Below are 20,306 nucleotides of genomic sequence, written 5' to 3'. Positions count from 1 at the left end.
GACGATGCTGGTCGACAGTCACTGCCATCTGGATTTTCCGGATTTCTCGGACGATCTCGACGGGATCGTGTCGCGTGCGGCTGCCGCAGGCGTTGGCCGCATGGTCACGATCTCGACGCGGGTGCGCAAGCTCGACCAGCTCATCTCGATCGCCGAGCGCTACGACAATGTCTATTGTTCGGTCGGCACCCATCCGCACAATGCGGATGAAGAGGACGGCATCCCGCCGGACGAGCTGATCGCGCTGACGAAGCATCCCAAAGTAGTTGCGCTTGGGGAGGCTGGGCTTGACTATTTCTACGACAACGGCTCGCCGCAGGCGCAGGCGAGGGGCTTTCGCGCCCATATTGCCGCGGCACGCGCAACCGGCCTGCCGCTCGTGATCCACACCCGCGAGGCGGACGAGGATTGTGGGCGCATCCTGGAGGAGGAAGTCGCGAAAGGATCATTTGCCGCCGTGCTGCATTGTTACACCGGCGGACGTGAGCTTGCGCTGAAAGCGATTTCACTCGGGCTATACATCGGTTTCACGGGCATCCTGACCTTCAAGAAGTCGGAAGCCTTGCGCGCGCTCGCGGCCGAGCTTCCAGCGGACCGCATCCTCGTGGAAACGGATTCGCCCTATCTCGCGCCGGGCAAATTCCGGGGAAAACGCAACGAGCCGGCTTATGTTGTGGAGGTAGCAAAGGTGCTCGCCGAGACGCGCGGCGTATCGCTCGAGCAGATCTCGCGCCAGACCACCGAAAACTTCTTCCGCCTGTTCTCCAGGGTGAAGGCCTGAACCAGGGACGCCGCATGACACTGACGCTGACGATTCTGGGCTGCGGCTCCTCTGCCGGCGTGCCGCGCCCGGCGCTCGGCTGGGGCGCCTGCGATCCCAACAATCCAAAGAACCGCCGCCGCCGCTGCTCACTGCTGGTCGAGCAGGCCGGCGAGCACGGCACCACGCGGATCGTGATCGACACCTCGCCCGACCTGCGCGAGCAGCTCATCGACGCCAATGTCGATCACATCGACGCCGTGTTCCTGACCCATGAGCATGCCGACCAGACCCACGGCATGGACGATCTGCGCTCGGTCGTGCTGCATATGCGCAAGCGCATTCCGACCTATTTCAATCAGTCGACCGCCAAGGACATCATGGCGCGGTTCTCCTATTGTTTCATCTCGCCGGAGGGCAGCGACTATCCGCCAATCCTGACGCGGCACTCCATCGAGGCGGGCGAGACCCAGACCATTTTGGGGAAGGGGGGCGCGGTGAAGATGACGGCCTTCCTCGTGCAGCACGGCCAGATCCCCGCGCTCGGCTACCGCATTGGCGATGCCGCCTACACGCCCGACCTCAACGACATTCCGCGCGAAAGCTGGGGCGCCCTGGAAAATCTAGATCTGTGGATCGTCGATGGCCTGCGTTACACCGGTCACGTCAGCCATTTCAGCATCAACGACGCGCTGTCCTGGATCGAGCGCTTCAAGCCGAAGCGCGCCGTCATCACCAACATGACCGCGGACGTCGATTACGAGGTGGTGAGGCATAAGCTGCCGGCGGGCGTGGTGCCGGCGTATGACGGTATGCGGCTGGAAACGCGTTGAGCGTGAGTCCTACCAGGCGTAGCGCATGACGGCCTTGCCGGTATAGGACCGCACCTGACTGGCGAATTCGCCGTCGAAGCTTGCGGCCGCGGCCCAGCCGTTGAGCCATTTCAATTCGATCGCCCCGCCCGCAAGCGCTGCGTTCGGTGCCAGCGCCGCCCCGCTGGCGACGTAGCCGAGCCCGGGCAGCGCCTGGAAGGCCGGTGCAACCGTGCTTGCGGCGCTGAAATCATGCGCCCATGTGAGGTGCGTGCGTAAATTCAGCACACCGCCCTGGAGCGCGAAGGACGTGTTGGTGCGCATGCCCAGTTCGCTGCGGCTATCGGTGACACGATCGCTGCCGAAGGCCGCTACAAAGGCGTTCGTAGCAAAAGTCGGTTGGGTCGCATTGGCCGGCAGGCTGAAGGCCATGAACTGTCCAGCGGCGTAGGCGGTCACGCCGAGCCAAGGCGTCGTGAAGCGGTAGCCGGTCTCGACACGGCCGGAATAGGCATTGGCGTTGAAGGCCGCATTGAGTTGGTCGATGCCGGGATGATCGCTGGTGATCGCCTGCCAGCCATAGGCGAGCGCTGTGGCGACATAGGCCTGCCCGACCGTACGCCTGACGAAGGCGCCTGCCTGAAACAGATCGGAGCGGCCGCTGCCGGCGCTGCCGGCGAAATTGGTGCCGCCGCCGGCCATCGCAAAGCCAAGCCGCGTTTGCGGCGACAGGGAGTAATCGGCGCCGACCGCGGTTGCAAAAATCCGGCTCGATGAACCCGCGCCCGGCGCGGCGTTGCTGCCCGCCACTTGCGAGCCGCCGATGCCCGAAGCCCAGACGTTCCAATGCGGCGCATAAGAGGAGCCGGTGAGGGGCATTTTGCCGTAGACGGCCTCGTAGACCTCGCGCCCGACACCGCCGCGCATTCGATCTGACGGGATTGCCGCGTAGGCTGCCAATGTTTCGTCGGCGAGCGCTGGCGAGGCGTCCGCTGCTCGGCCGTCGATCGCAGGATCAAGCAGCGTCTGTGTGAACTGCGTCATTGCGAGGAAAGTCGCTTGCGCGGTTTCGGCCTGCGCCAGCGCCAACGGCCCGGACGGAGATGCCAGGCTGAAGCCGGCGTTCACACCCGAAGGCGGCGCCATGGCCGTAGCAGCGATGCTCGGCTGACTGGTTGGATTGCTGCCGGCGGGAGGTGAGGTCGTGCCGCCCGTGACGACGCTGCTGCTGAGGGCGGCCGCGTTGCCCGCACTCGTGGTCGCTGGCGACGCCGGACCTGCGGGCGTTTGGGTTACTTGCGGGGAAGGTGTGGGAGCGGTGGTCTGCTCCGGCGCAGGCGCACCGACGGGAGCCTCCGGCAGGCCTTGCGCGTGCGCGATGCCCGGCAGCAATCCGATCATCAATAGCGGCGCCAGACGCAAAGATGCGTCTGTGCGCAAGACATATCGCATGAAGCGCCCCACCGAGCCGGTCGCCTCGCCGCGCCAATCGCGCAGCGCCTCGTTCGGGAATCAGCGAATCCGACCTTGCGAAACCGTAGGCGGGCCGGGATTTTTTTCAAATCTTTTCCGGCCGTTTCCGGACTTTCACGGGAACCCGAGCCTCGATCGCAGATAACGGGCGAATCAGGCCGAGATCGCCTTCGCCGAGTCCACCTGGTTGCGCAGCAGGAATTTCTGGATCTTGCCGGTGGACGTCTTGGGGATCGGCCCGAACACGACCGCCTTCGGGGTCTTGAAACCGGACATATGCGAGCGGCAGAAGGCGATGATGTCGGCTTCGCTTGCGCTCGCACCCTCCTTCAGCTCGACGAAGGCGCAGGGCACCTCGCCCCATTTCGCGTCCGGCTTGGCCACGACCGCGGCGAACAGTACGGCCGGGTGCTTGTAGAGGATGTCCTCGACCTCGACCGACGAAATGTTCTCGCCGCCGGAGATGATGATGTCCTTGGAGCGGTCCTTGATGATGACGTAACCGTGCTCGTCGAGCACGCCGAGATCGCCGGTGTGAAACCAGCCGCCTTCGAAGGCCTCTTTGGTGGCCTTGTCGTTCTTCAGATAGCCCTTCATCACGATGTTGCCGCGGAACATGACCTCGCCGATGGTCTCGCCGTCTCGCGGCACCTCCTGCATGGTCTGCGGATTGATGACGGTGACGCCTTCCTCCAGCGGGTAGGGCACGCCCTGCCGCCGCTTCATCCGCGCGCGCTCGGGCGCGGACAGCTCGTCCCAGCCCGGCTGCTCGGCGCAGACGGAGGCAGGGCCATAGACCTCGGTGAGCCCATAAACGTGCGTGAGCTTGATGCCGATGCTTTCGGCGCCCTCGAGCACCGCAACCGGCGGAGCGGCGCCTGCAATCAGGCCGACGACGCGCCGCGCAGCCGTTCCCGTCGAAGTTTCCTTGGGCGCATCGGGTGCGTTGATCAGCGTGTTGTAGACGATCGGCGCGCCGCACATATGGGTGACGCCATGCGTCTTGATCAGTTCGAAGATCTTTGTCGGCTCAACCTTGCGCAGGCAGACGTTAATGCCGGCGGCTGCGGCAATGGTCCAGGGGAAGCACCAGCCGTTGCAATGGAACATCGGCAGCGTCCAGAGGTACACCGGGTGCTGGCCGAGATTGCCGGCGAGGATGTTGCTGACGGCGTTCAAATACGCGCCGCGGTGATGGGTGACCACGCCCTTGGGATTACCCGTGGTGCCCGAGGTGTAGCTCAGTGCGATCGCGTCCCATTCGTCCTGCGGCGGGATCGCGTTGAAGCCGGGATCGCCCTGCGCGACCGCTGCCTCATACTCGATCTCGCCGATGCGCTTGCCACCCTTGAACGAAGCGTCGTCGACGTCGATCACGAACGGCTTTGGTCCCTTCATCTGCGCCAGCGCATCGGTGATGACACCGGCAAACTCGGGATCGACCAGGATGATCTTGGCCGCGCCGTGATCGAGCTGGAACGCGATCGAGGGCGCATCGAGGCGGATGTTCAAAGCATTGAGCACCGCGCCGGTCATGGGGACCGCGAAGTGCACCTCGTTCATCGCCGGCACGTTCGGCAGCATGGCCGCCACGGTGTCACTGGTGCCGATGCCCTTGCCTGCCAGATACGATGCAAAGCGCCGGCACCGCTGATAGGTCTCGGCCCAGGTAAAACTGCGGCCTTCATAGACGGTGCTGACATGGTCGGGATAGACGGCGGCGCTGCGCGCGAGGAAGCTCAGCGGGCTCAAGGGCACGTAGTTCGCGGGCGTCTTGTCCAGGCCGATATTGTAGGGGTTCTGCGTCTCACTCATCGGCACACTCCCTCAACGCTTCAAAGGAATCCGATCGAAATCCACGGGAAGATCGCAACGATAATCAATCCTACGAGCAACGCCAGTAGGTAGCCCCAGATTGGCCTGATGCCTTCGGCGGGGTCAACGCGTCCAATCGCGCAGGCGGCATAATAGCCGACGCCGAAGGGCGGGGCGAACAGGCCGATGCCCATGGCGAGGATGATGACCATGGCATAGTGCACCTCGTGCACGCCGACGGCGCGCGCGATCGGAAACAGAAGCGGCCCGAACAGCACGATGGCGGGAATGCCTTCCAGCACGCTGCCGAGGATGGTGAAGGCCAGGATCGAGACCGCGATGAAGGACGCAGAGCCGCCGGGCAGTCCGGTCATGGCGGACGCAAGCGAGCGCGAGAAGCCCGATTGCGTCAGGCCCCAGGCCATGCCCGTGGCGGTGCCGATGATCAGGAGGATCGCCCCCGACAGCGCGGCAGTCTCGACCAGCATCGGAAACAGCCGTCGCCAGTCGAAGCGGCGGTAGATCAAAAGGCCGACCAGCACGCCATAGACGATACCGATGGTCGAGACCTCGGTCGCGGTCGCGATCCCCTCGACCACGGCGTAGCGGATCACGAAGGGCAGCGCGAGCGCGGGCAGGGCGATGACGAAGGTCTTGCCGATCTCGCCCGCACTGGCGCGGCGGACATGGCTCATGTCCTCGTGGCGGTAGCGCCGCCAGACCAGCATGCAGAGCGTCAGGGCGAGCACCCCGCCCGGCAGCAGGCCGCCGGTGAACAGCGCGGCAATCGAGACGCCCGTGACCGAGCCGATGGTGATCAGCACGAGGCTGGGCGGAATGGTTTCGGTCTGCGCGCCGGTGGCCGCGAGCAGGGCGACGAGATCGCCGGGCTTGGCGCCGCGCTGCTTCATTTCTGGGAACAGCACCGGCGCGACCGCGGCCATGTCGGCTGCCTTGGCGCCGGAGATGCCGGAGACCAGGTACATGGCGCCGACCAGCACGTAATGCAGCCCGCCGCGGACATGACCGAGCAGGCTCGCCAGGAACGCGACCATGGCCCGCGCCATGCCGGTCATCTCGATCAAAAGTCCCAGGAATACGAACAGCGGCACCGAGAGCAGGATCAGATGACTCATGCCCTCGTCCATCCGCCCGACCAGCACCATCACCGGCGTGCGCGTGGTCAGCGCAAGATAGCCGAAGATCGCAAGGCCAAAGCCGAACGCAATGGGAACGCCGGCAAAGACGCAGAAGCCGGCGACGCCGACGAAGAATATCACCAGGTTGAGATTGCCGAGCGTCCGCAAGTACGGCTCGGCGAGCCAGAACAAACCGACGACGGCGGCAACGGTCACGGCGGCCGTCAGCACGGTGCGATAGTCGGCGGCGCGCAGCAGGCGCAGCACCGCAAACACCGCCATCAGGCAGATGCCGATCGGTAGCGCAGCGGCGCGCCACATGTTTGAGATCTGCAGCGCGGGCGTCGTGATGAAGCTTTCCTCATAGGCGTAGTCGTAGGACGGCCAGACGATCATCACGAGGAACGCCAGCGCGGCGCAGACCGCCACGAGATCGAGATAGGCGCGCATCGCGGGGCTCGCGCTCGCGACGATCGCCGTCATGCGCATGTGCTCGGAGCGGCGGAACGCCACAGCCGCGCCCAGCATCGCAAGCCACAGGAACAGGATGGATGCGAGTTCGTCCGACCAGATCAGCGGCCGGTGAAAGCCGTAGCGTGCGACGACGCCGGCGAACAGAATGACGATCTCGGCGACCACCAGGATCGCCGCCGGGATCTCGACGATGAAGCCGAGCACGCGCTCCAGCGAAGCCAGAAACGAAGGTCGGCGAGGGGACTGCACAGTCACCTCGCCCACCACCTCGGTCACCTGAACCTCGATGTGAGCCATGACGGCCTTTGTGCGTTACGACAGCTTGCCGACGGCCTTTTCCAGCAGGTCCCAGGCCTGGTCGCCATACTTGCCTTTCCATTCGGCATAGAAGCCGGCGCTACGCAGCTTGTCGCGGAACGGCGCAGTCGTCGGCTGGTTGAAGGTCAGGCCCTTGCCCGCCAGTTCCTGCTGGAGGTTGGCGTTGAGCTTGGCGGTGTCTTCGCGCTCCTTGAGCGCGGCGGCGTTGATATTCTTGGCGACGATGGCGCGGACATCCTGTGGGAGCTTTTCCCAGGCACGGCGGTTCGCCAGGAACCAGAAGCCGTCCCACATGTGGTTGGTCAGCGAGCAGTATTTCTGCACCTCGTAGAGCTTTGCAGTCGAGATGATCGCCAGGGGGTTCTCCTGGCCTTCGACGACCTTGGTCTGGAGCGCCGAATAGACCTCGCTGAAATTGATCGAGGCGGGCGCCGCATCGAACGCCTTGAACATCGAGGTCCATAGCGGCGACACCGGCACGCGGATCTTGAAACCCTTCAGGTCGTCCGGGCCGTTGATCGGCTTGGTCGAGGACGTGGTCTGGCGGAAACCGTTGTCCCAGATCTTGTCCATGACCTCGAGGCCGGCCTTCTTGATCTCGCCGCGTACATGGGCGCCGAGGTCGCCGTCCATGGCCTTCCAGACCGTGTCGTAGTCCGGGAATGCGAAGCCGATGCCGTTGATCGAGGCCGCCGGCACCAGCGTCGCCAGGATCAGGCCGGACAGCGTGAAGAACTCGACGCCACCGGAGCGGATCTGGCTCAGCATGTCGGTGTCCGAGCCGAGCTGGTTGTTCGGGAAGATCTGGAGGTCGAACTTGCCGTCTGTCTCGCTCTTGATCGCCGCGGCCATCTCCTTGGCGCGGATGTTCAGCGGATGGGTGTCCGGCAGGTTGTTGGCGTATTTGTACGCAAACTGGGCCGTCTGGGCGCGCGCCACATGGGGGGCGCCGATACCGCTGAGGACCGCGGTCGCGGCGGAGGCCTTGAGAAGCGTGCGTCGGGAAAAGCTCATCGGGGGTTTGCTCCCAAAAGGTTTGTTGTTGTTCTGAGACGCAAACCTATACGGACGGAAGGCCATGAGGTCATCTGCGATCTCGCGAGGTGTCGCTTATTGCAGCCGAGCCAAGCCGCGGCAATATCGGCTTTCGCAAGGTGCGTGCACGCCATCAAAATCCGCAAAACAACCCCATGCAAAGTAGCGCCCGATCGCGGTTACGAGCTCAACGGCTGCGACGAGTTGAGGGCGCAATCGAATGCGTGGTGTCAGGAATTCCGTCTAAATATCTGATCTAATTTGATATAAATATATTCCATAATATACCTTATGCGAATTACGGATATGGGTGCGCAGATCAGGCCGGACAATTCCGCAGCTACCCGGAACCCCGCTCCCGGCTCACAATCCGCGACCGATCAGCGACCATCCGACGACTGTTAATCGGGTGGCGCTGCAACGAACACAGGCGATCCAAACCGCCGCTTCAATGGGAGGTCCATCATGCAGGAGCACGTCGCCCGCGGATCTGAGTCCCGCGCCATTCCATTCGATGCCGCCAAGCTCGACCGTCTGATGGAGGCCGCCGGCCTCGACGTCCTGATTGCGACCTCAAAGCACAACGTGCAGTACCTGCTCGGGGCCGAGCGCGCGATCTTCTTCGACTACATGGATGCGATGGGCGTCAGCCGATATCTGCCGGTCCTGGTCTATCCCAAGGGCGCGCCCGGCAAGGCCATCTATGTCGGGCATCGTCTGGAGACCCATCAACGCGCCGTGGCGCCGCCCTGGGTGTCGCAGCTCCGGACCGAGTCGAGCGGCTCGGTCGACGCCGTCACCTGCGCCGTTAACGTCCTGAAGGACGCTGGTGTGCCGGTGAAGCGGGTCGGGGTCGAGATGGCGTTCCTGCCGATGGACGCAGGGAGGGCGCTTGCCGACGCCCTGCCCGGTGCCGAGTTCAAGGACGCGCTTTTCGTGCTGGAGCGCTTGCGTGCGGTCAAGTCGGCGGCGGAGCTTGCCGAGCTCAAGACGGCATCGGAGCTCGTCATCGCCTCCATGCTGGAGGTGATTTCGAAGCACGGTCCGGGCACGACCAAGCGGCAGCTGTCCGACGCCTTGCGCGTCGCGGAGGTGCAGCGTGGGCTGACCTTTGAGTATTGCCTGCTTGCCTGCGGCAACAGCCACAATCGGGCGCCGTCGCCGCAGCGCTGGGAGCAAGGCGACGTGCTCTCGCTCGACTCGGGTGGAAACTACCATGGTTATATCGGCGACCTCGCCCGCATGGCCGTGCTGGGCGAGCCGGACGCCGAGTTGAAGGACTTGCTGGCCGAGATCGAGGTCGTCCAGCGCGCAGCCTTTGCCGCCGTGCGGCCTGGTGCACTTGGCGGCGCCATCTATGCCGCGGCCGAGCAAGAGTTGGCCAAGATCAGCCAGCGTGACTGCACGGACTTCCTGGCTCACGGCATGGGCCTCGTCAGCCACGAGGCCCCTCGCCTGACCGCCAAGGGTCCGGTTCCCTACGATGATCCCGACGCACGGCTGCCGCTAGAGCCCGGCATGGTGGTTTCGATCGAGACCACGATGAAGCATCCCAAGCGTGGCTTCATCAAGCTCGAGGATACCGTCGCGGTGACGCCGACGGGCTACGAGATTTTTGGCGAGGGCGGCCGCGGCTGGAATCTCGGTGGGACGCTTTAACGGCGTCGCTCCGATATCCGTCAGCTCTGCTGCTGATGCCGGTAATCCCGTGGGGACAGTCCAACGCGCTGGCGAAAATTGCGATTGAATTCGAGAGGTCGCCGGGCCCTCAGGCATGAGGGCCGCGCATCTTGCCTGGCGGAGCAGACTGCCTGCAACCAAAAATGGCATCGAGAGGAGACGCTGATGCAGGGTTTCGCGCGCGCCGTGGGGACCGTTGTCGCCCTGCTAGCGTTGTCGGTGCCGGCGCGTGCGGACCGCTGGATCGCGAGTTGGACCGGCTCGGCTCAGGGGCCCTATCCGGCAGGGAATGCGACCGCGCAGCCCGAGCTCCGATTTGCCTTTCCCTCTCCGGAGCTGGGCGCTCGGGATCAGAGCTTTCGCCTCGTCGTTCGGCCTGATGTGTGGGGAGGCCAGACCCGCATTCGGCTGTCGAACGTGTTTGGAACACGGCCGGCGACATTCGATGACGTATTCGTCGGCTTGCAGCAGAGCGGCGCCGCCATTGTCGAGGGCACCAATGTTGCGGCTCGGTTCGGCGGCAAGTCCCTCATCACGATCCCTGCGGGCGAAAGCGTTGTCTCCGATCCCGTCACGCTCGGGTTTGTCGGCCCCTCCACCGCGGCGCTGCTCGGAGGCCGGAAGCTTGCAGTCAGCTTCCACGTGGCCGGAGAGAGCGGTCCGATGACGTGGCACGCAAAGGCGCTGACCACATCCTATCTGACCGCGCCCGGTGATGGTTCCAGGAGCAGCGAGATCGCCGAGGCCGGCTTCCCGTTCTCCACCACCTCCTGGTACTTCCTGGATGAGGTCGACATGAGCGTCGCCGATCGTACCCAATTGATCGTCGCCTTTGGCGACTCGATCACGGACGGCACCGGGACCACGATCAACGGCGATGACCGCTGGCCGGACGTCCTGTCGCGCCGGTTGCATGCGCGTTTCGGTGACGAATACGTCGTCGTCAATCAAGGCATCGGTGGCAACCAGGTCGCAGGCCCATCGGATTATTCCCCGGACAAGCCGTTTGCGGGCGGCCCTTCGGCAATCTCGCGGCTCGATCGTGACGTCATCAGCCTGCCGGGTGTCGCTGCGGTGATCTGGATGGAAGGCATCAACGACTTCGGGGCAGCCGATGCGGCCGTGAAGACGGTGGAGGACGGCTATTCCAGCGGCGTCGCGCGGCTGCGCGAGCGCATCCCCGGCGTGACGATCGTTGCCGCGACCCTGACATCGGCGCTGCACAGCATCATCGTGACGCACGGCCGCGTTGAGGTCGACGCCAAGCGCAAGGCGCTCAACGAGTTCCTGCGCACGAGCAAGATTTTCGACGGCGTCGCCGATTTCGACGCGGTGACGTTCGATGCCGCGACCGGCGAGATCAAGGCCGCGATGCAGCCCAATTCATCGACGGGTGGACCGGGCGACAAGCTCCACCCCAACCGCGCAGGATATGCCGCGATGGGCACTGCGATCGAACTGGAGATGATCACGGCGCGTAAATAGTGCTTCCGTCGGTCATGCTTTCAGGAGCGCCCACGCATTTTTCGGCGAGACGCGCACCAAGACTATCGCAACGGCAATAGCTCGATCTGGCTCTGCGCCTTCTTGATGGCCGTTGCGAACCAGCTTTGGTTTGGGGCCGCCTTGGCGAAGCACGCCGTGTATGCGGTCATCGCGTGGTCCTCGCGGGCCATATCGCCCCGCGGGTCCTTCTTGTTGAGGGGCTTTGCCATCATCTGTTTCCAGACCTGCTCGCAGGCCGGGATCTCTGCCGTCTTCACGGCGTCGCGGACCGCGACGAAAAAGACATTCTCGCCCTGGATCACGACCACGTCGATTTCGCTAGGCAGCCCCTTGATCTCGCCATTGCCGCGCAGGCCCAGCACGGCGATCGCGATACTCGCCGCTGCAGGCTTGGTGATCGGCAGCTCCGCATATTTGGCGAAGGCGGCGTCCTGGATGGCAGCATAGTAGAACTCTTCCGATTTGAACGCGGCGTCGATCTCCTGCGGCATGCTGTCTTTGCGGTGATCGCCGAGCCAGTGCTTGAGCAGCCCCGTGGTCGTCACCACGACGTTCGTCTTGTCGCCTTCGCTCCTGAAAACGAGCCCGTCGAGATGGCCGAAGCCGATGTCGTCCTTGTACAGCGTGTCGACGTTGGAGGTTGCCTCGGCGGGAAGCCCCTTGATCGTCACAGGTCCGATAAGGCCGCGCAGCACCTCAGACAGCTCCTTGATTGCTGCGTCGTGCTGCTTGTTGGTTTCGTCGTTTTCGGGAGCCTTGGCGAATTTTGCGATGTAGCGATCACGCAGATCAAGGTAGTGCTGCTCTGGAGAAGCCGCACGCGCGTTGGTGGCGAGTATGAGCAGGCAGACGAGGCTAAGCCATTTCATGAGGGTCCCGCGGAGGTAAGGGCTGTCTCCCTTTGTGCCCGGATTCCGCGGGAAGGTTCATCGGCGGAGAAGAAGCTGGCCTCGCAGCGTTAGGGCTGATGACCCAATTTCACGATCATTTTCGGGTGACGTTCACTCAAGGCCCTCAACGCAAGCAAGCTCTTCCGTTCCTCTTCCCGGTCGAATGTAAAACTCCCAGGTTCGACGCTGTGCTCCCAGCCCCAGCGCGTGTGGCAAGCGTCGCCAGTGAGGAGCACCGGACCTGTCGGCGTTCGGGCGAGATAGGAAACATGGCCTGCCGTGTGTCCGGGAGTCAGGATTGCGAACAACGAGCCGTCACCGAAGACATCGATCACCCCTTTGAAAGTCCCGTCCGGATCCTTGGTAAACTGAAATTCCTGTATGGCTGGCCGGCCCTCAAAGAAGGCGTTTTCCATCCCCTCGACGAAGACGTTCTCGAACTTCTTCTCCCCGGCCTCTCCAGGACCTGTATAGAACGGCACATCGTTCGGAATGTCCGGCATCCCGGAGATATGATCGAGATGAAGATGGGTCATGAGCACCCCTTTGAGGCGAGCCGCTTCCGATTTGATGATCGACAGAGGGTCTTGCCGGACTTGCATCTTGTCGAGCTTTGCGAAGTTCCGCACCACCCATCCGACCCCCAAGCTCTTGGGGTCCTCGACAAACCGCTTCGAAACACCGGTGTCGACCATATAGAATCCTTCGGTCGGATGTTTCACAAGATGGGTGTAGATCTGGATCGGCTCCTCGTGATCCGTGAGCCCTGCCTGCACGGCTTGGGGGTCCTTCAGATTGAGCAGCCCCGATAGATCGGCGACCCAATCCGCGCTGGCAACCGTCTCAACCTCGATGGGGCCCGGCTTATCAATCAGCGCTTCCATGGCCGACGAGCTGACAGGCTTGCCGAGACCGGCATGCTGCGTTGGATGGGATGTCTGTGCGCATGCGGAAAGCGCGACAATGGCAAGGGCGCCAATGAAAAGGAGTCCTGATTTGCGGAGCATGATTGTCTTCCTCGTTTCTGCTGCCGCTTTTGCCCTGGACCGATAGAATAGCAATCGCCTAAGTTCCTATGTTGCCATACATAATTGGATAGCTCCGGCTGAGCCTGAGGAGTGAACGTGGACCTGCAATGGGATGACCTCCGCATTTTTCTGGCCATTTGCGACGCCGGGAGCCTGAGTGGCGCGGCGCGACGCCTCAAAGTCAGCCAACCCACTTTGAGCCGCAGGATCGCAGAGATGGAGTACGGACTCGGCGAGCCGCTTTTCGTCCGCAAGAGCCAGGGCATCGCCTTGACAAAAGCAGGTACGGGGCTGCTTCCCGCCGCGCAAGGCATGGCGCAATGGGCGACCGAAGCCAATCGCTCACTCGATGCGAAGAACTCGCCCGTGAGCGGCCGCGTGCGCATCACGGCGGCCCCCTCGTTCGCTTTCGATTTCCTGGCGCCGATCGCGGAGAAGCTCAAGAGAAAGCATCCACAGATCACGCTCGAAGTTCTGGCCAGCACGCAACGCTTGAATCTCTCGCTCGGCGAGGCGGACATCGCACTCAGGAGACATCCGTCCGATGATCCTGATCTGATCACGGTCGATGAAGTTGTCGTTCCGATCGGCGCGTATGCGAGCAGGGATTACGCACGCAGACTGCCCGCGAAATACGATTTCCGCGACCTCGACTGGATCGCATGGGCGGGAGAGCGTGAGATGACGAGCCCGAATCCGGAGCTAGCGGCCAGGATCGCGGACTTTCGTCCCGCTTTCACGTCCGACGATTACAGCGTACAGGTCGCGGCCTGCCAGGCAGGCGTCGGTGCGATGATCCTTCTGAAGACGTCCCATCGACTCAGGCGACCGGGCGAACTCGTCGAGCTCAAGCTCGAGCTTCCAGCCTCGCTCCGCGCAGAACTCGCTATCATCTGCCACAAGCGCATGGCGGATCTCCCCAAAGTCAGAACCGTCGTGGACCTGCTCAGGCAAGAATTCGCTGATCTGAGGAAGGACCAAGAGAGGCCCAAAGGCGCGAAGGAACTTCGACAGGCGCCGGCAATGATCCCAGGTCAGGCAAGAACCAGGAAGAAAGCGCCACCCGCCCTCTCCTCGCGCGGGCGCTAGCGACGGCCGCCGACCTCGTCGATCCGGCGCAGCATGTCGGCGGGATCGTCATAGACGCGGAAGGCGCCGGATTGGCGCAGCTCGTCCGGCCCGTAGCCGCCGCTCAAGAGGCCGACGCCCAGCGCGCGGCAGCGGACGGCCGCCATCATGTCCCAGACGCTGTCGCCGACCACGACCGCCGTCTCGATCGGCGCATTGAGCCGCGCCGCGGCAGCGAGAAACAAATCGGGATCGGGCTTTGCATATTTGACCTGGTCGCGCGTCACCACGGGCGTGCGTTGCGGATCGACGCCGAGCGAAGCGAGGTTCACGGCCGCGGTCTCCATCCGGCCGCTGGTTGCGATCGCCCATGGGATTTTCGCTTCCGACAGCCATTGCAGCAATTCACGCGCGCCCGGCAGCGGACGGATCTGGCCTGCCTGCTGCTGGTAGGATGCCGCGTGCGCGCGGCGCAGCCGGTCGATGCGCTCCTCGCTGATCTCCACCCCGATCTCGCGCAGAAGCTGGTTGGTGAAGAGACCACCGCTCATGCCGATCTTGCGATGGATGCGCCAGACCGAGAGCTCGATGCCCTCGGCATCCAGCGCGTGCTTCCAGGCGAGTACGTGCTGATAGACGCTGTCGACCAGCGTGCCGTCGAGGTCAAACAGGAAGGCCGGTTCGATGCGCATGCAAGCTCTCCATCTGATCGTAGCGGCGGAGCGCCCTCGCCTCCGCCACGACATGGAAGCATACGATCAAGACGATAGCTTGTTCCTTTTGGCGTCAGCGATGCCGCAGCCGGCGATTGACCCGCTGCGCCAGGTAGTCGCCAGCGGACTGGACCGCCTGCACCAGCGCAATCAGCACGACCACGACGGCGAGCATCATCTCCGGCATGAAGCGCTGGTAGCCGTAGCGGATTCCGAGATCGCCAAGCCCGCCTCCTCCGACCGCGCCGACCATCGCGGAGTAGCCGAGCAGGCTGACGACCGCGAGCGTGAGAGCGAGGACGAGGCCGGGCAGCGCCTCGGGGATCAGCACCTTGAACACGATCTGGAGCGGCGAGGCGCCGAACGAGGACGCCGTCTCGATCAGGCCGGCATCGACCTCGCGGATCGCGGCTTCGACGAGTCTTGCGATGAACGGCGTTGACGCAATCGTCAGCGGCACGATCGCCGCCGTCGATCCGATCGACGTGCCCGCGACGAGCCGCGTGAACGGAATGATCGCGACCACCAGGATGATGAACGGCGTCGAGCGCGTCGCGTTGACGACCATGCCGAGCACGGCATTGACCGCAGGCGCGGCGAACAGCTCGCCCTTGCGGCTGGTCGCCAGGAACACGCCGATTGGCAGTCCGAAGACGGTGCCGAGCAGTGCGGCGATCGAGACCATGAACAGGCTTTCGCCGGTTGCCTGGACGATGAGATTGATCATTTCAGGCGACATGGCCGAGACGCTCCGAATTGAATTGATGCTGCGCGAGCCAGGCCAGCACCTGCTGTGCCGCCCCCTCGCCGCCTGGAATTCCGATCGTCAGCGAACCGACATGCTGGCCGCCGATCTCGTCGATGCGCGCCGCGAGCAGCGCCACGTCGATGCCAACTTCGCGCGCGAGCCGCGCGACGAGCGTATCGCCCGCGCCCGTGCCGCGCACCTGGACGCGGATCACGGCCTGCCCGCCCGCAACCGGCTGCGCCGTGAGGCGCGAGGCCAGCGACACCGGCAGGCTGTCGCCAACCACCTCCGCGATGAAGGATTGCGTAATGGGATGCGCAGGCTTGGTGAAGATGTCGGCGACGTGGCCGCGCTCGACGATGTGGCCGGCATCGATCACGACCACCTCCTTCGCGAGCTGCCGCACCACGGACATCTCATGCGTGATCAGCACGATGGTTACGCCGAGCTCGCGATTGATGTTCGCGAGCAGATCGAGGATCGCGCGCGTGGTCTGCGGATCCAGTGCCGAGGTCGCCTCATCCGACAGCAGCACGTTAGGGCGCGTCGCGAGCGCCCGTGCAATGCCGACGCGCTGCTTCTGGCCGCCGGAGAGCTCCGAGGGATATCGGTCGGCCTTGTCGGCGATGTCGACGAGCGCGAGCAACTCGGCAACACGCGCCTTGATCTCGGCCTTCGGCCAGCCGGCTATTTCCAGCGGCAGCGCGATGTTGTCGGCGGCAGTGCGCGAGGACAGCAGGTTGAAGTGCTGGAAGATCATTCCGATCGAGCGCTGCGCGAGCCGCAAGCTCCGGCCGGCGAGCACGGAGATGTCGCGGCCGTCGACCACGACGCGGCCGGTGGTCGGCTTCTCCAGCCCGTTGATCAGGCGCACCAGGCTCGACTTGCCTGCGCCTGAACGGCCGATCACGCCGGTGATCGATCCGCGCGCAATGGCGAAGTCGATGTCCTGCAAGGCATGGACGCCCGGCTTGTCGCGATAGGCCGGATAGATCTTCGAGATGCCTTCGAACCGGACCATGGCGTCGGGCGCATCGCCCGGCGAAATCGCTGCGTGTGCCCCGATCGGTTCCCCGACCGCGAGCGCTTGATGTGCATTCATTCGAAAATCTCTCATTCGCAAGACATCGCCGGCTCGAGCAGCCAGGCGAGGCCGCAGCGGTGGTTGGCGTCAGGCGAGCGGAATTGCCGGACTGCGCGCTGCGTTGCAGCAAGGACAATCGTCCGATCCGGTCCGTCTTGCAATCGCAGATATTCGGGCCGTGCTAGGCAAAGCTTTCCCGATTTCTCTCCGTCGGAGAAAAACTCGTTCGCGCTCTGTCCTAGCCTCCGCGGAGCTGCAACCACGGCAGCACGATCACGAGCAGGCCGGCAAAATAGATCAGCCCGAAGATCAGGCCAAAGCTCCAGAACTGGCCTTTGCCGATATAGCCGCTGCCGAAATACATCGGCGCCGGCCCGGTGGCGTAAGGCGAGATCACGCCCATCAGGCCCAGCGAATACATGCAGAGCATCGCAAGCGTCGTGACCGGAAGCCCGGCGATGCCGGAGCCCACCGCCAGCACCACCGGCAGCACGGCCGCCGCGTGCGAGGTGATGCTCGAGAAGAAATAGTGGATCCAGAAGAACAGCGCGACCAGCATGATCATCGCCGTTGACGGCGACAGCACGGCGAGCGGCTTTGCATATTCGTTCGCGAACCATTTGATGAAGCCGATCTCGTTCAGGCCCGAGGCCAGCGTCAGCAGCGAGGTGAAATAAAAGAACACCTCCCAGGCGCTCTTCTCGCTGACGATGTCGTTGAACTCGACGATGCCGGTGACCAGCATCAGGGAGATCACGATGAACACAACCGTGGTGGCGTTGATGAAGTTTGAGCCGAGGATGGGCAGGCTGATGTCGGGCGTCGATCCCGTGATCCACAGGAACATCGCGAGCACGATCAGGCCCAGCATGATCCATTCGTGGCGCGACATCGGCCCCATCGTCGCCAGCTCCCTGCTGGCCCATTCGGAGATCTCGGGGCTCCGCTTCACCTCGGGACGGCAGATGGCATAGCTCAGAAGCGGCACCAGCAGCATCAGGAGGATGCCGAGCGGCGCAAAGCCGATGAACCACTGCGCCCAGCTTACGTCGATGCCTGCGGTCCTCTTGGCGATGGCGAGCGCCGCGGCATTGGGCGCAAGCGCGGTGAAGAACAACGAGCTCGTGACGGCGGTCGCCGCGAACGCGGTCCACATCACATAGGTGCCGATCTTGCCAGCGGTCGGGCCGGGCTCGGAGCCGTAGATACGCGGAATGTTGCTGATGATGGGATAGACGATGCCGCCGCTACGCGCCGTGTTCGAGGGCGTTGCCGGTGCCAGCAGGAAATCCGACATCGCGACCGCATAGCCGAGCCCGAGCGTGTTGCCCCCTAGGCTGCGTACCAGCACGAGCGCGATGCGCCGGCCAAGCTGGCTCTTGCGGTAGCCGATCGAGAACACGAACGCACCGACGATCAGCCACACCGTGCTCTCGGCAAAGCCCGCCAGCATCCAGCGCAGCGATTTCGTCGGATCGGGGTCGATGTAGCCACTGATACCGGCGACCGTCAGCCCGATCAGGCCGACGGCGCCGACCGGCATCGACTCCAGGATGAGACCGGTGATGACGGCCGCGAACACCGCGAAATAGTGCCACTGATTGGCGTTGAGACCTTGCGGCACCGGCCACAGGTAGATCGCAAGCCACACCACGAGCGGGGCGTACAGCTTCCAGCGAAATGCCTTCGCCTCCGGTGCCTTCGCGCCGACCACCTTCGCGTCATCCGGCGTTGAGTCTGCCTTCATGAGCTCTCCCCCTCAATTCCCGTGGCATTGTACCGGCTCGTTGACCGAGGCTCAGCCGGCCCCACGGGGCCGTGCACGGATAGTACAATGCGATCAATGGCCGCGCGAGGCCAGCCTGCCGGCGAGGTCACAAACACGTGGCGTCATCCGGTTCGCGGGGTCTCGACAGGCTCGGACCGAAGCGCCTATCTTGCCGGGCATGAGCAGCGAACACGACCACCATCATCACGATCATGACCATTCGGAACTCTCCGAAACCGAGCTGCGGGTGCGCGCGCTCGAGAGCATTTTGACCGAAAAAGGCTACGTCGATCCGGCCGCGCTGGATGCGATCATCCAGGCCTTCGAGACCAGGATCGGCCCGCACAACGGCGCGCGCGTCGTCGCCAAGGCCTGGACTGATCCCGCCTTCAAAGAGGTCCTGCTGGAGGACGGCAGCAAGGCGATCGGCATGCTCGGCCATGTCAGCCGCGTCGGCGATCACCTGGTCGTGGTCGAGAATACGCCCGAACGCCACAACATGGTCGTGTGCACGCTGTGCTCCTGTTACCCCTGGGAAATGCTGGGGCTGCCGCCGGTCTGGTACAAGGCTGCGCCCTATCGTTCGCGTGCGGTGAAGGATCCGCGCGGCGTGCTCGCCGATTTCGGCGTGACGGTGCCGAAGGAGACGGAAATCAGGGTCTGGGACTCGACCGCCGAAACGCGCTTCCTGGTGCTGCCAATGCGGCCCGAGGGCACGGAAGGCTGGAGCGAAGCGCAGCTCGCCGAGCTCGTGACGCGCGATTCCATGATCGGCACCGGCTTTGCGAAGACGCCGGGAGCGCCGTCATGAACGGCGTGCACGACATGGGGGGCATGGACGGGTTCGGCAAGGTCGAGCCCGAGCCGAACGAGCCGACCTTCCACGCGGACTGGGAAGCCCGCGTCCTCGCCATGGTGCGCGCGATGGGCGGCGCCGGAGCCTTCAACATCGACACCTCGCGCTTCTATCGCGAGACCCTGCTGCCGCACGTCTATCTCTCGAGCTCCTATTACCAGAAATGGTTTTTGGGGCTCGAGGAGATGCTGCTCGACAAGGGCTATATCGCGAAGGAGGACGTCGCGGCTGGCCATGCGGTGACGCCGGCAAAGCCGCTTAGGAATGGCAAGTTCGAGGTCGACGATCTCGAGCGGATCATGGTGCGCGGCAAGTTCGCCCGCCCCGCCCCAGTGCCGGCGCGTTTCAATATCGGCGATCGCGTGCGCGCGAAGAACATCCATCCGGCGACGCATACACGGCTGCCGCGCTATGTGCGCGGCCATGTTGGCGTGGTCGAGCGCAACCATGGCTGCCAGGTGTTTCCGGATTCGGCCGCGATGGAATTGGGCGAAAATCCGCAATGGCTCTACACGGTGGTGTTCGAGGGGCGGGATCTCTGGGGCGCGGATGGCGATCCGACCTCGAAGATCTCGATCGATGCGTTCGAGCCCTATCTGGATCCGGCGTGATGAGTACCGCCGCCGCTGCGAGAGCGACTGCGGCCGTCCCAAGCATTCCCCGAGATGACGACGGTCCGGTGTTCCGCGCGCCCTGGGAGGCGCAGGCCTTCGCGATGGCGCTGACATTGCACGAGCGCGGCGTCTTCACCTGGAGCGAATGGGCCTCAGCGCTCGCAGAGGAGATCAGGCGCGCCCAGGCTGCGGGCGATCCCGACACCGGCGAGACCTACTATCTGCACTGGCTTGCCACGCTGGAAAAACTGGTCGCCACCAAGGGCGTCACCTCGACGGAAACCCTGCACCGCTACCGCAATGCCTGGGATCACGCCGCCGACCGCACGCCACACGGCCAGCCGATCGTGCTCAGGGCGGAGGATTTCGGCTAGTCGCCCCAACCCACTGTCTTTCCCCGCGAAAGCCGGGAATCCAGTACGCCGCGGCTCCTCCGTATCCCACAACCGCCTCTGGAATACTTGTATGGGCTTGGTCAAGGATGAGTGGTTGTTAGATCATTTCAGATCATCTCCTTGTTCGAAG

General features: G+C 63.9%; 18 protein-coding genes. 8 read left to right on the top strand and 10 right to left on the bottom strand.

Going from position 1 to position 20,306, the window contains the following annotated elements; all coding sequences use genetic code 11:
* The first annotated feature begins 4 nt into the window (after window positions 1-4).
* Window positions 5-781 (top strand): TatD family hydrolase, encoded by a 777-nt coding sequence (locus SO180_RS30705; RefSeq protein WP_449382576.1) that lies wholly within the window; start codon window positions 5-7, stop codon window positions 779-781.
* 14 nt (window positions 782-795) lie between these two features.
* Window positions 796-1,593 (top strand): MBL fold metallo-hydrolase, encoded by a 798-nt coding sequence (locus SO180_RS30700; protein ID WP_449382575.1) that lies wholly within the window; start codon window positions 796-798, stop codon window positions 1,591-1,593.
* Window positions 1,594-1,602: 9 nt separating this feature from the next.
* Here SO180_RS30700 and SO180_RS30695 read toward each other — a convergent pair whose 3' ends face one another.
* The 4 genes from SO180_RS30695 to SO180_RS30680 all read right to left on the bottom strand — a co-directional run bounded on the left by SO180_RS30695 (window position 1,603) and on the right by SO180_RS30680 (window position 7,805).
* Window positions 1,603-2,973, bottom strand: coding sequence for an autotransporter outer membrane beta-barrel domain-containing protein (locus SO180_RS30695; protein WP_449382574.1), 1,371 nt, complete (start codon window positions 2,971-2,973; stop codon window positions 1,603-1,605).
* Window positions 2,974-3,198: 225 nt separating this feature from the next.
* On the bottom strand, window positions 3,199-4,860 hold the full coding sequence (locus tag SO180_RS30690) for an acyl-CoA synthetase (RefSeq protein WP_449382573.1): 1,662 nt from the start codon (window positions 4,858-4,860) through the stop codon (window positions 3,199-3,201).
* A 20-nt stretch (window positions 4,861-4,880) separates the two neighbouring features.
* Window positions 4,881-6,770 (bottom strand): TRAP transporter large permease, encoded by a 1,890-nt coding sequence (locus SO180_RS30685; RefSeq protein ID WP_449382572.1) that lies wholly within the window; start codon window positions 6,768-6,770, stop codon window positions 4,881-4,883.
* Window positions 6,771-6,785: 15 nt separating this feature from the next.
* Window positions 6,786-7,805 carry a TRAP transporter substrate-binding protein gene (locus tag SO180_RS30680; protein WP_449382571.1) on the bottom strand — a complete coding sequence of 340 codons (1,020 nt, stop codon included), beginning with the start codon at window positions 7,803-7,805 and terminating at the stop codon, window positions 6,786-6,788.
* A 486-nt stretch (window positions 7,806-8,291) separates the two neighbouring features.
* Here SO180_RS30680 and SO180_RS30675 point away from each other — a divergent pair, with 486 nt between their 5' ends.
* Window positions 8,292-9,485, top strand: coding sequence for a M24 family metallopeptidase (locus tag SO180_RS30675; RefSeq protein WP_449382570.1), 1,194 nt, complete (start codon window positions 8,292-8,294; stop codon window positions 9,483-9,485).
* A gap of 186 nt (window positions 9,486-9,671) precedes the next feature.
* Window positions 9,672-10,991, top strand: coding sequence for a GDSL-type esterase/lipase family protein (locus tag SO180_RS30670; RefSeq protein ID WP_449382569.1), 1,320 nt, complete (start codon window positions 9,672-9,674; stop codon window positions 10,989-10,991).
* A gap of 62 nt (window positions 10,992-11,053) precedes the next feature.
* Here SO180_RS30670 and SO180_RS30665 read toward each other — a convergent pair whose 3' ends face one another.
* A complete protein-coding gene (locus SO180_RS30665; protein ID WP_449382568.1) occupies window positions 11,054-11,881 on the bottom strand; it encodes a hypothetical protein in 828 nt (275 codons plus the stop codon).
* A gap of 89 nt (window positions 11,882-11,970) precedes the next feature.
* Complete coding sequence (locus tag SO180_RS30660) at window positions 11,971-12,909, bottom strand: MBL fold metallo-hydrolase (protein WP_449382567.1); 939 nt, start codon at window positions 12,907-12,909, stop codon at window positions 11,971-11,973.
* Between the two features lie 117 nt (window positions 12,910-13,026).
* On the opposite strand from SO180_RS30660, the gene SO180_RS30655 reads away from it, so the two are divergent.
* Window positions 13,027-14,019 (top strand): LysR family transcriptional regulator, encoded by a 993-nt coding sequence (locus SO180_RS30655; RefSeq protein ID WP_449382566.1) that lies wholly within the window; start codon window positions 13,027-13,029, stop codon window positions 14,017-14,019.
* On the opposite strand, the gene SO180_RS30650 is transcribed toward SO180_RS30655, so the two are convergent.
* The 4 genes from SO180_RS30650 to SO180_RS30635 all read right to left on the bottom strand — a co-directional run bounded on the left by SO180_RS30650 (window position 14,016) and on the right by SO180_RS30635 (window position 18,290).
* Window positions 14,016-14,690: an HAD family hydrolase gene (locus SO180_RS30650; RefSeq protein WP_449382565.1), complete on the bottom strand. Its 675-nt coding sequence runs from the start codon at window positions 14,688-14,690 to the stop codon at window positions 14,016-14,018. The genes SO180_RS30655 and SO180_RS30650 overlap by 4 nt on opposite strands.
* A gap of 94 nt (window positions 14,691-14,784) precedes the next feature.
* Window positions 14,785-15,450 carry a methionine ABC transporter permease gene (locus tag SO180_RS30645; RefSeq protein WP_449382564.1) on the bottom strand — a complete coding sequence of 222 codons (666 nt, stop codon included), beginning with the start codon at window positions 15,448-15,450 and terminating at the stop codon, window positions 14,785-14,787.
* Window positions 15,440-16,561 (bottom strand): methionine ABC transporter ATP-binding protein, encoded by a 1,122-nt coding sequence (locus SO180_RS30640; protein ID WP_449382563.1) that lies wholly within the window; start codon window positions 16,559-16,561, stop codon window positions 15,440-15,442. Before SO180_RS30640 ends, SO180_RS30645 begins: the two co-directional genes overlap by 11 nt.
* 220 nt (window positions 16,562-16,781) lie before the next feature.
* On the bottom strand, window positions 16,782-18,290 hold the full coding sequence (locus SO180_RS30635) for a DASS family sodium-coupled anion symporter (RefSeq protein WP_449382562.1): 1,509 nt from the start codon (window positions 18,288-18,290) through the stop codon (window positions 16,782-16,784).
* A gap of 199 nt (window positions 18,291-18,489) precedes the next feature.
* Here SO180_RS30635 and nthA point away from each other — a divergent pair, with 199 nt between their 5' ends.
* From nthA to SO180_RS30620, 3 genes are read left to right on the top strand one after another with little or no spacing between them, the layout of a single operon-like run.
* Window positions 18,490-19,122 (top strand): nitrile hydratase subunit alpha, encoded by a 633-nt coding sequence (gene nthA, locus SO180_RS30630; protein ID WP_449382561.1) that lies wholly within the window; start codon window positions 18,490-18,492, stop codon window positions 19,120-19,122.
* Complete coding sequence (gene nthB / locus SO180_RS30625; RefSeq protein ID WP_449382560.1) at window positions 19,119-19,778, top strand: nitrile hydratase subunit beta; 660 nt, start codon at window positions 19,119-19,121, stop codon at window positions 19,776-19,778. The genes nthA and nthB overlap by 4 nt, the downstream gene beginning before the upstream one ends.
* Complete coding sequence (locus SO180_RS30620) at window positions 19,778-20,155, top strand: nitrile hydratase accessory protein (protein ID WP_449382559.1); 378 nt, start codon at window positions 19,778-19,780, stop codon at window positions 20,153-20,155. The genes nthB and SO180_RS30620 overlap by 1 nt, the downstream gene beginning before the upstream one ends.
* The last annotated feature ends 151 nt before the right edge of the window (window positions 20,156-20,306 follow it).

This window comes from Bradyrhizobium sp. UFLA05-112, from assembly GCF_053572325.1.
This window is presented reverse-complemented; position numbering and strand designations above follow the sequence as displayed.

Excerpts from the sequence above, each read along its gene's own strand:
- SO180_RS30705 (WP_449382576.1), top strand. The coding sequence starts at position 5 with ATGCTGGTCGACAGTCACTGCCATCTGGATTTTCCGGATTTCTCGGAC.
- SO180_RS30700 (WP_449382575.1), top strand. The coding sequence starts at position 796 with ATGACACTGACGCTGACGATTCTGGGCTGCGGCTCCTCTGCCGGCGTG.
- SO180_RS30695 (WP_449382574.1), bottom strand. The coding sequence starts at position 2,973 with ATGATCGGATTGCTGCCGGGCATCGCGCACGCGCAAGGCCTGCCGGAG.
- SO180_RS30690 (WP_449382573.1), bottom strand. The coding sequence starts at position 4,860 with ATGAGTGAGACGCAGAACCCCTACAATATCGGCCTGGACAAGACGCCC.
- SO180_RS30685 (WP_449382572.1), bottom strand. The coding sequence starts at position 6,770 with ATGGCTCACATCGAGGTTCAGGTGACCGAGGTGGTGGGCGAGGTGACT.
- SO180_RS30680 (WP_449382571.1), bottom strand. The coding sequence starts at position 7,805 with ATGAGCTTTTCCCGACGCACGCTTCTCAAGGCCTCCGCCGCGACCGCG.
- SO180_RS30675 (WP_449382570.1), top strand. The coding sequence starts at position 8,292 with ATGCAGGAGCACGTCGCCCGCGGATCTGAGTCCCGCGCCATTCCATTC.
- SO180_RS30670 (WP_449382569.1), top strand. The coding sequence starts at position 9,672 with ATGCAGGGTTTCGCGCGCGCCGTGGGGACCGTTGTCGCCCTGCTAGCG.
- SO180_RS30665 (WP_449382568.1), bottom strand. The coding sequence starts at position 11,881 with ATGAAATGGCTTAGCCTCGTCTGCCTGCTCATACTCGCCACCAACGCG.
- SO180_RS30660 (WP_449382567.1), bottom strand. The coding sequence starts at position 12,909 with ATGCTCCGCAAATCAGGACTCCTTTTCATTGGCGCCCTTGCCATTGTC.
- SO180_RS30650 (WP_449382565.1), bottom strand. The coding sequence starts at position 14,690 with ATGCGCATCGAACCGGCCTTCCTGTTTGACCTCGACGGCACGCTGGTC.
- SO180_RS30645 (WP_449382564.1), bottom strand. The coding sequence starts at position 15,450 with ATGTCGCCTGAAATGATCAATCTCATCGTCCAGGCAACCGGCGAAAGC.
- SO180_RS30640 (WP_449382563.1), bottom strand. The coding sequence starts at position 16,561 with ATGAATGCACATCAAGCGCTCGCGGTCGGGGAACCGATCGGGGCACAC.
- SO180_RS30635 (WP_449382562.1), bottom strand. The coding sequence starts at position 18,290 with ATGAAGGCAGACTCAACGCCGGATGACGCGAAGGTGGTCGGCGCGAAG.
- nthA (WP_449382561.1), top strand. The coding sequence starts at position 18,490 with ATGAGCAGCGAACACGACCACCATCATCACGATCATGACCATTCGGAA.
- nthB (WP_449382560.1), top strand. The coding sequence starts at position 19,119 with ATGAACGGCGTGCACGACATGGGGGGCATGGACGGGTTCGGCAAGGTC.
- SO180_RS30620 (WP_449382559.1), top strand. The coding sequence starts at position 19,778 with ATGAGTACCGCCGCCGCTGCGAGAGCGACTGCGGCCGTCCCAAGCATT.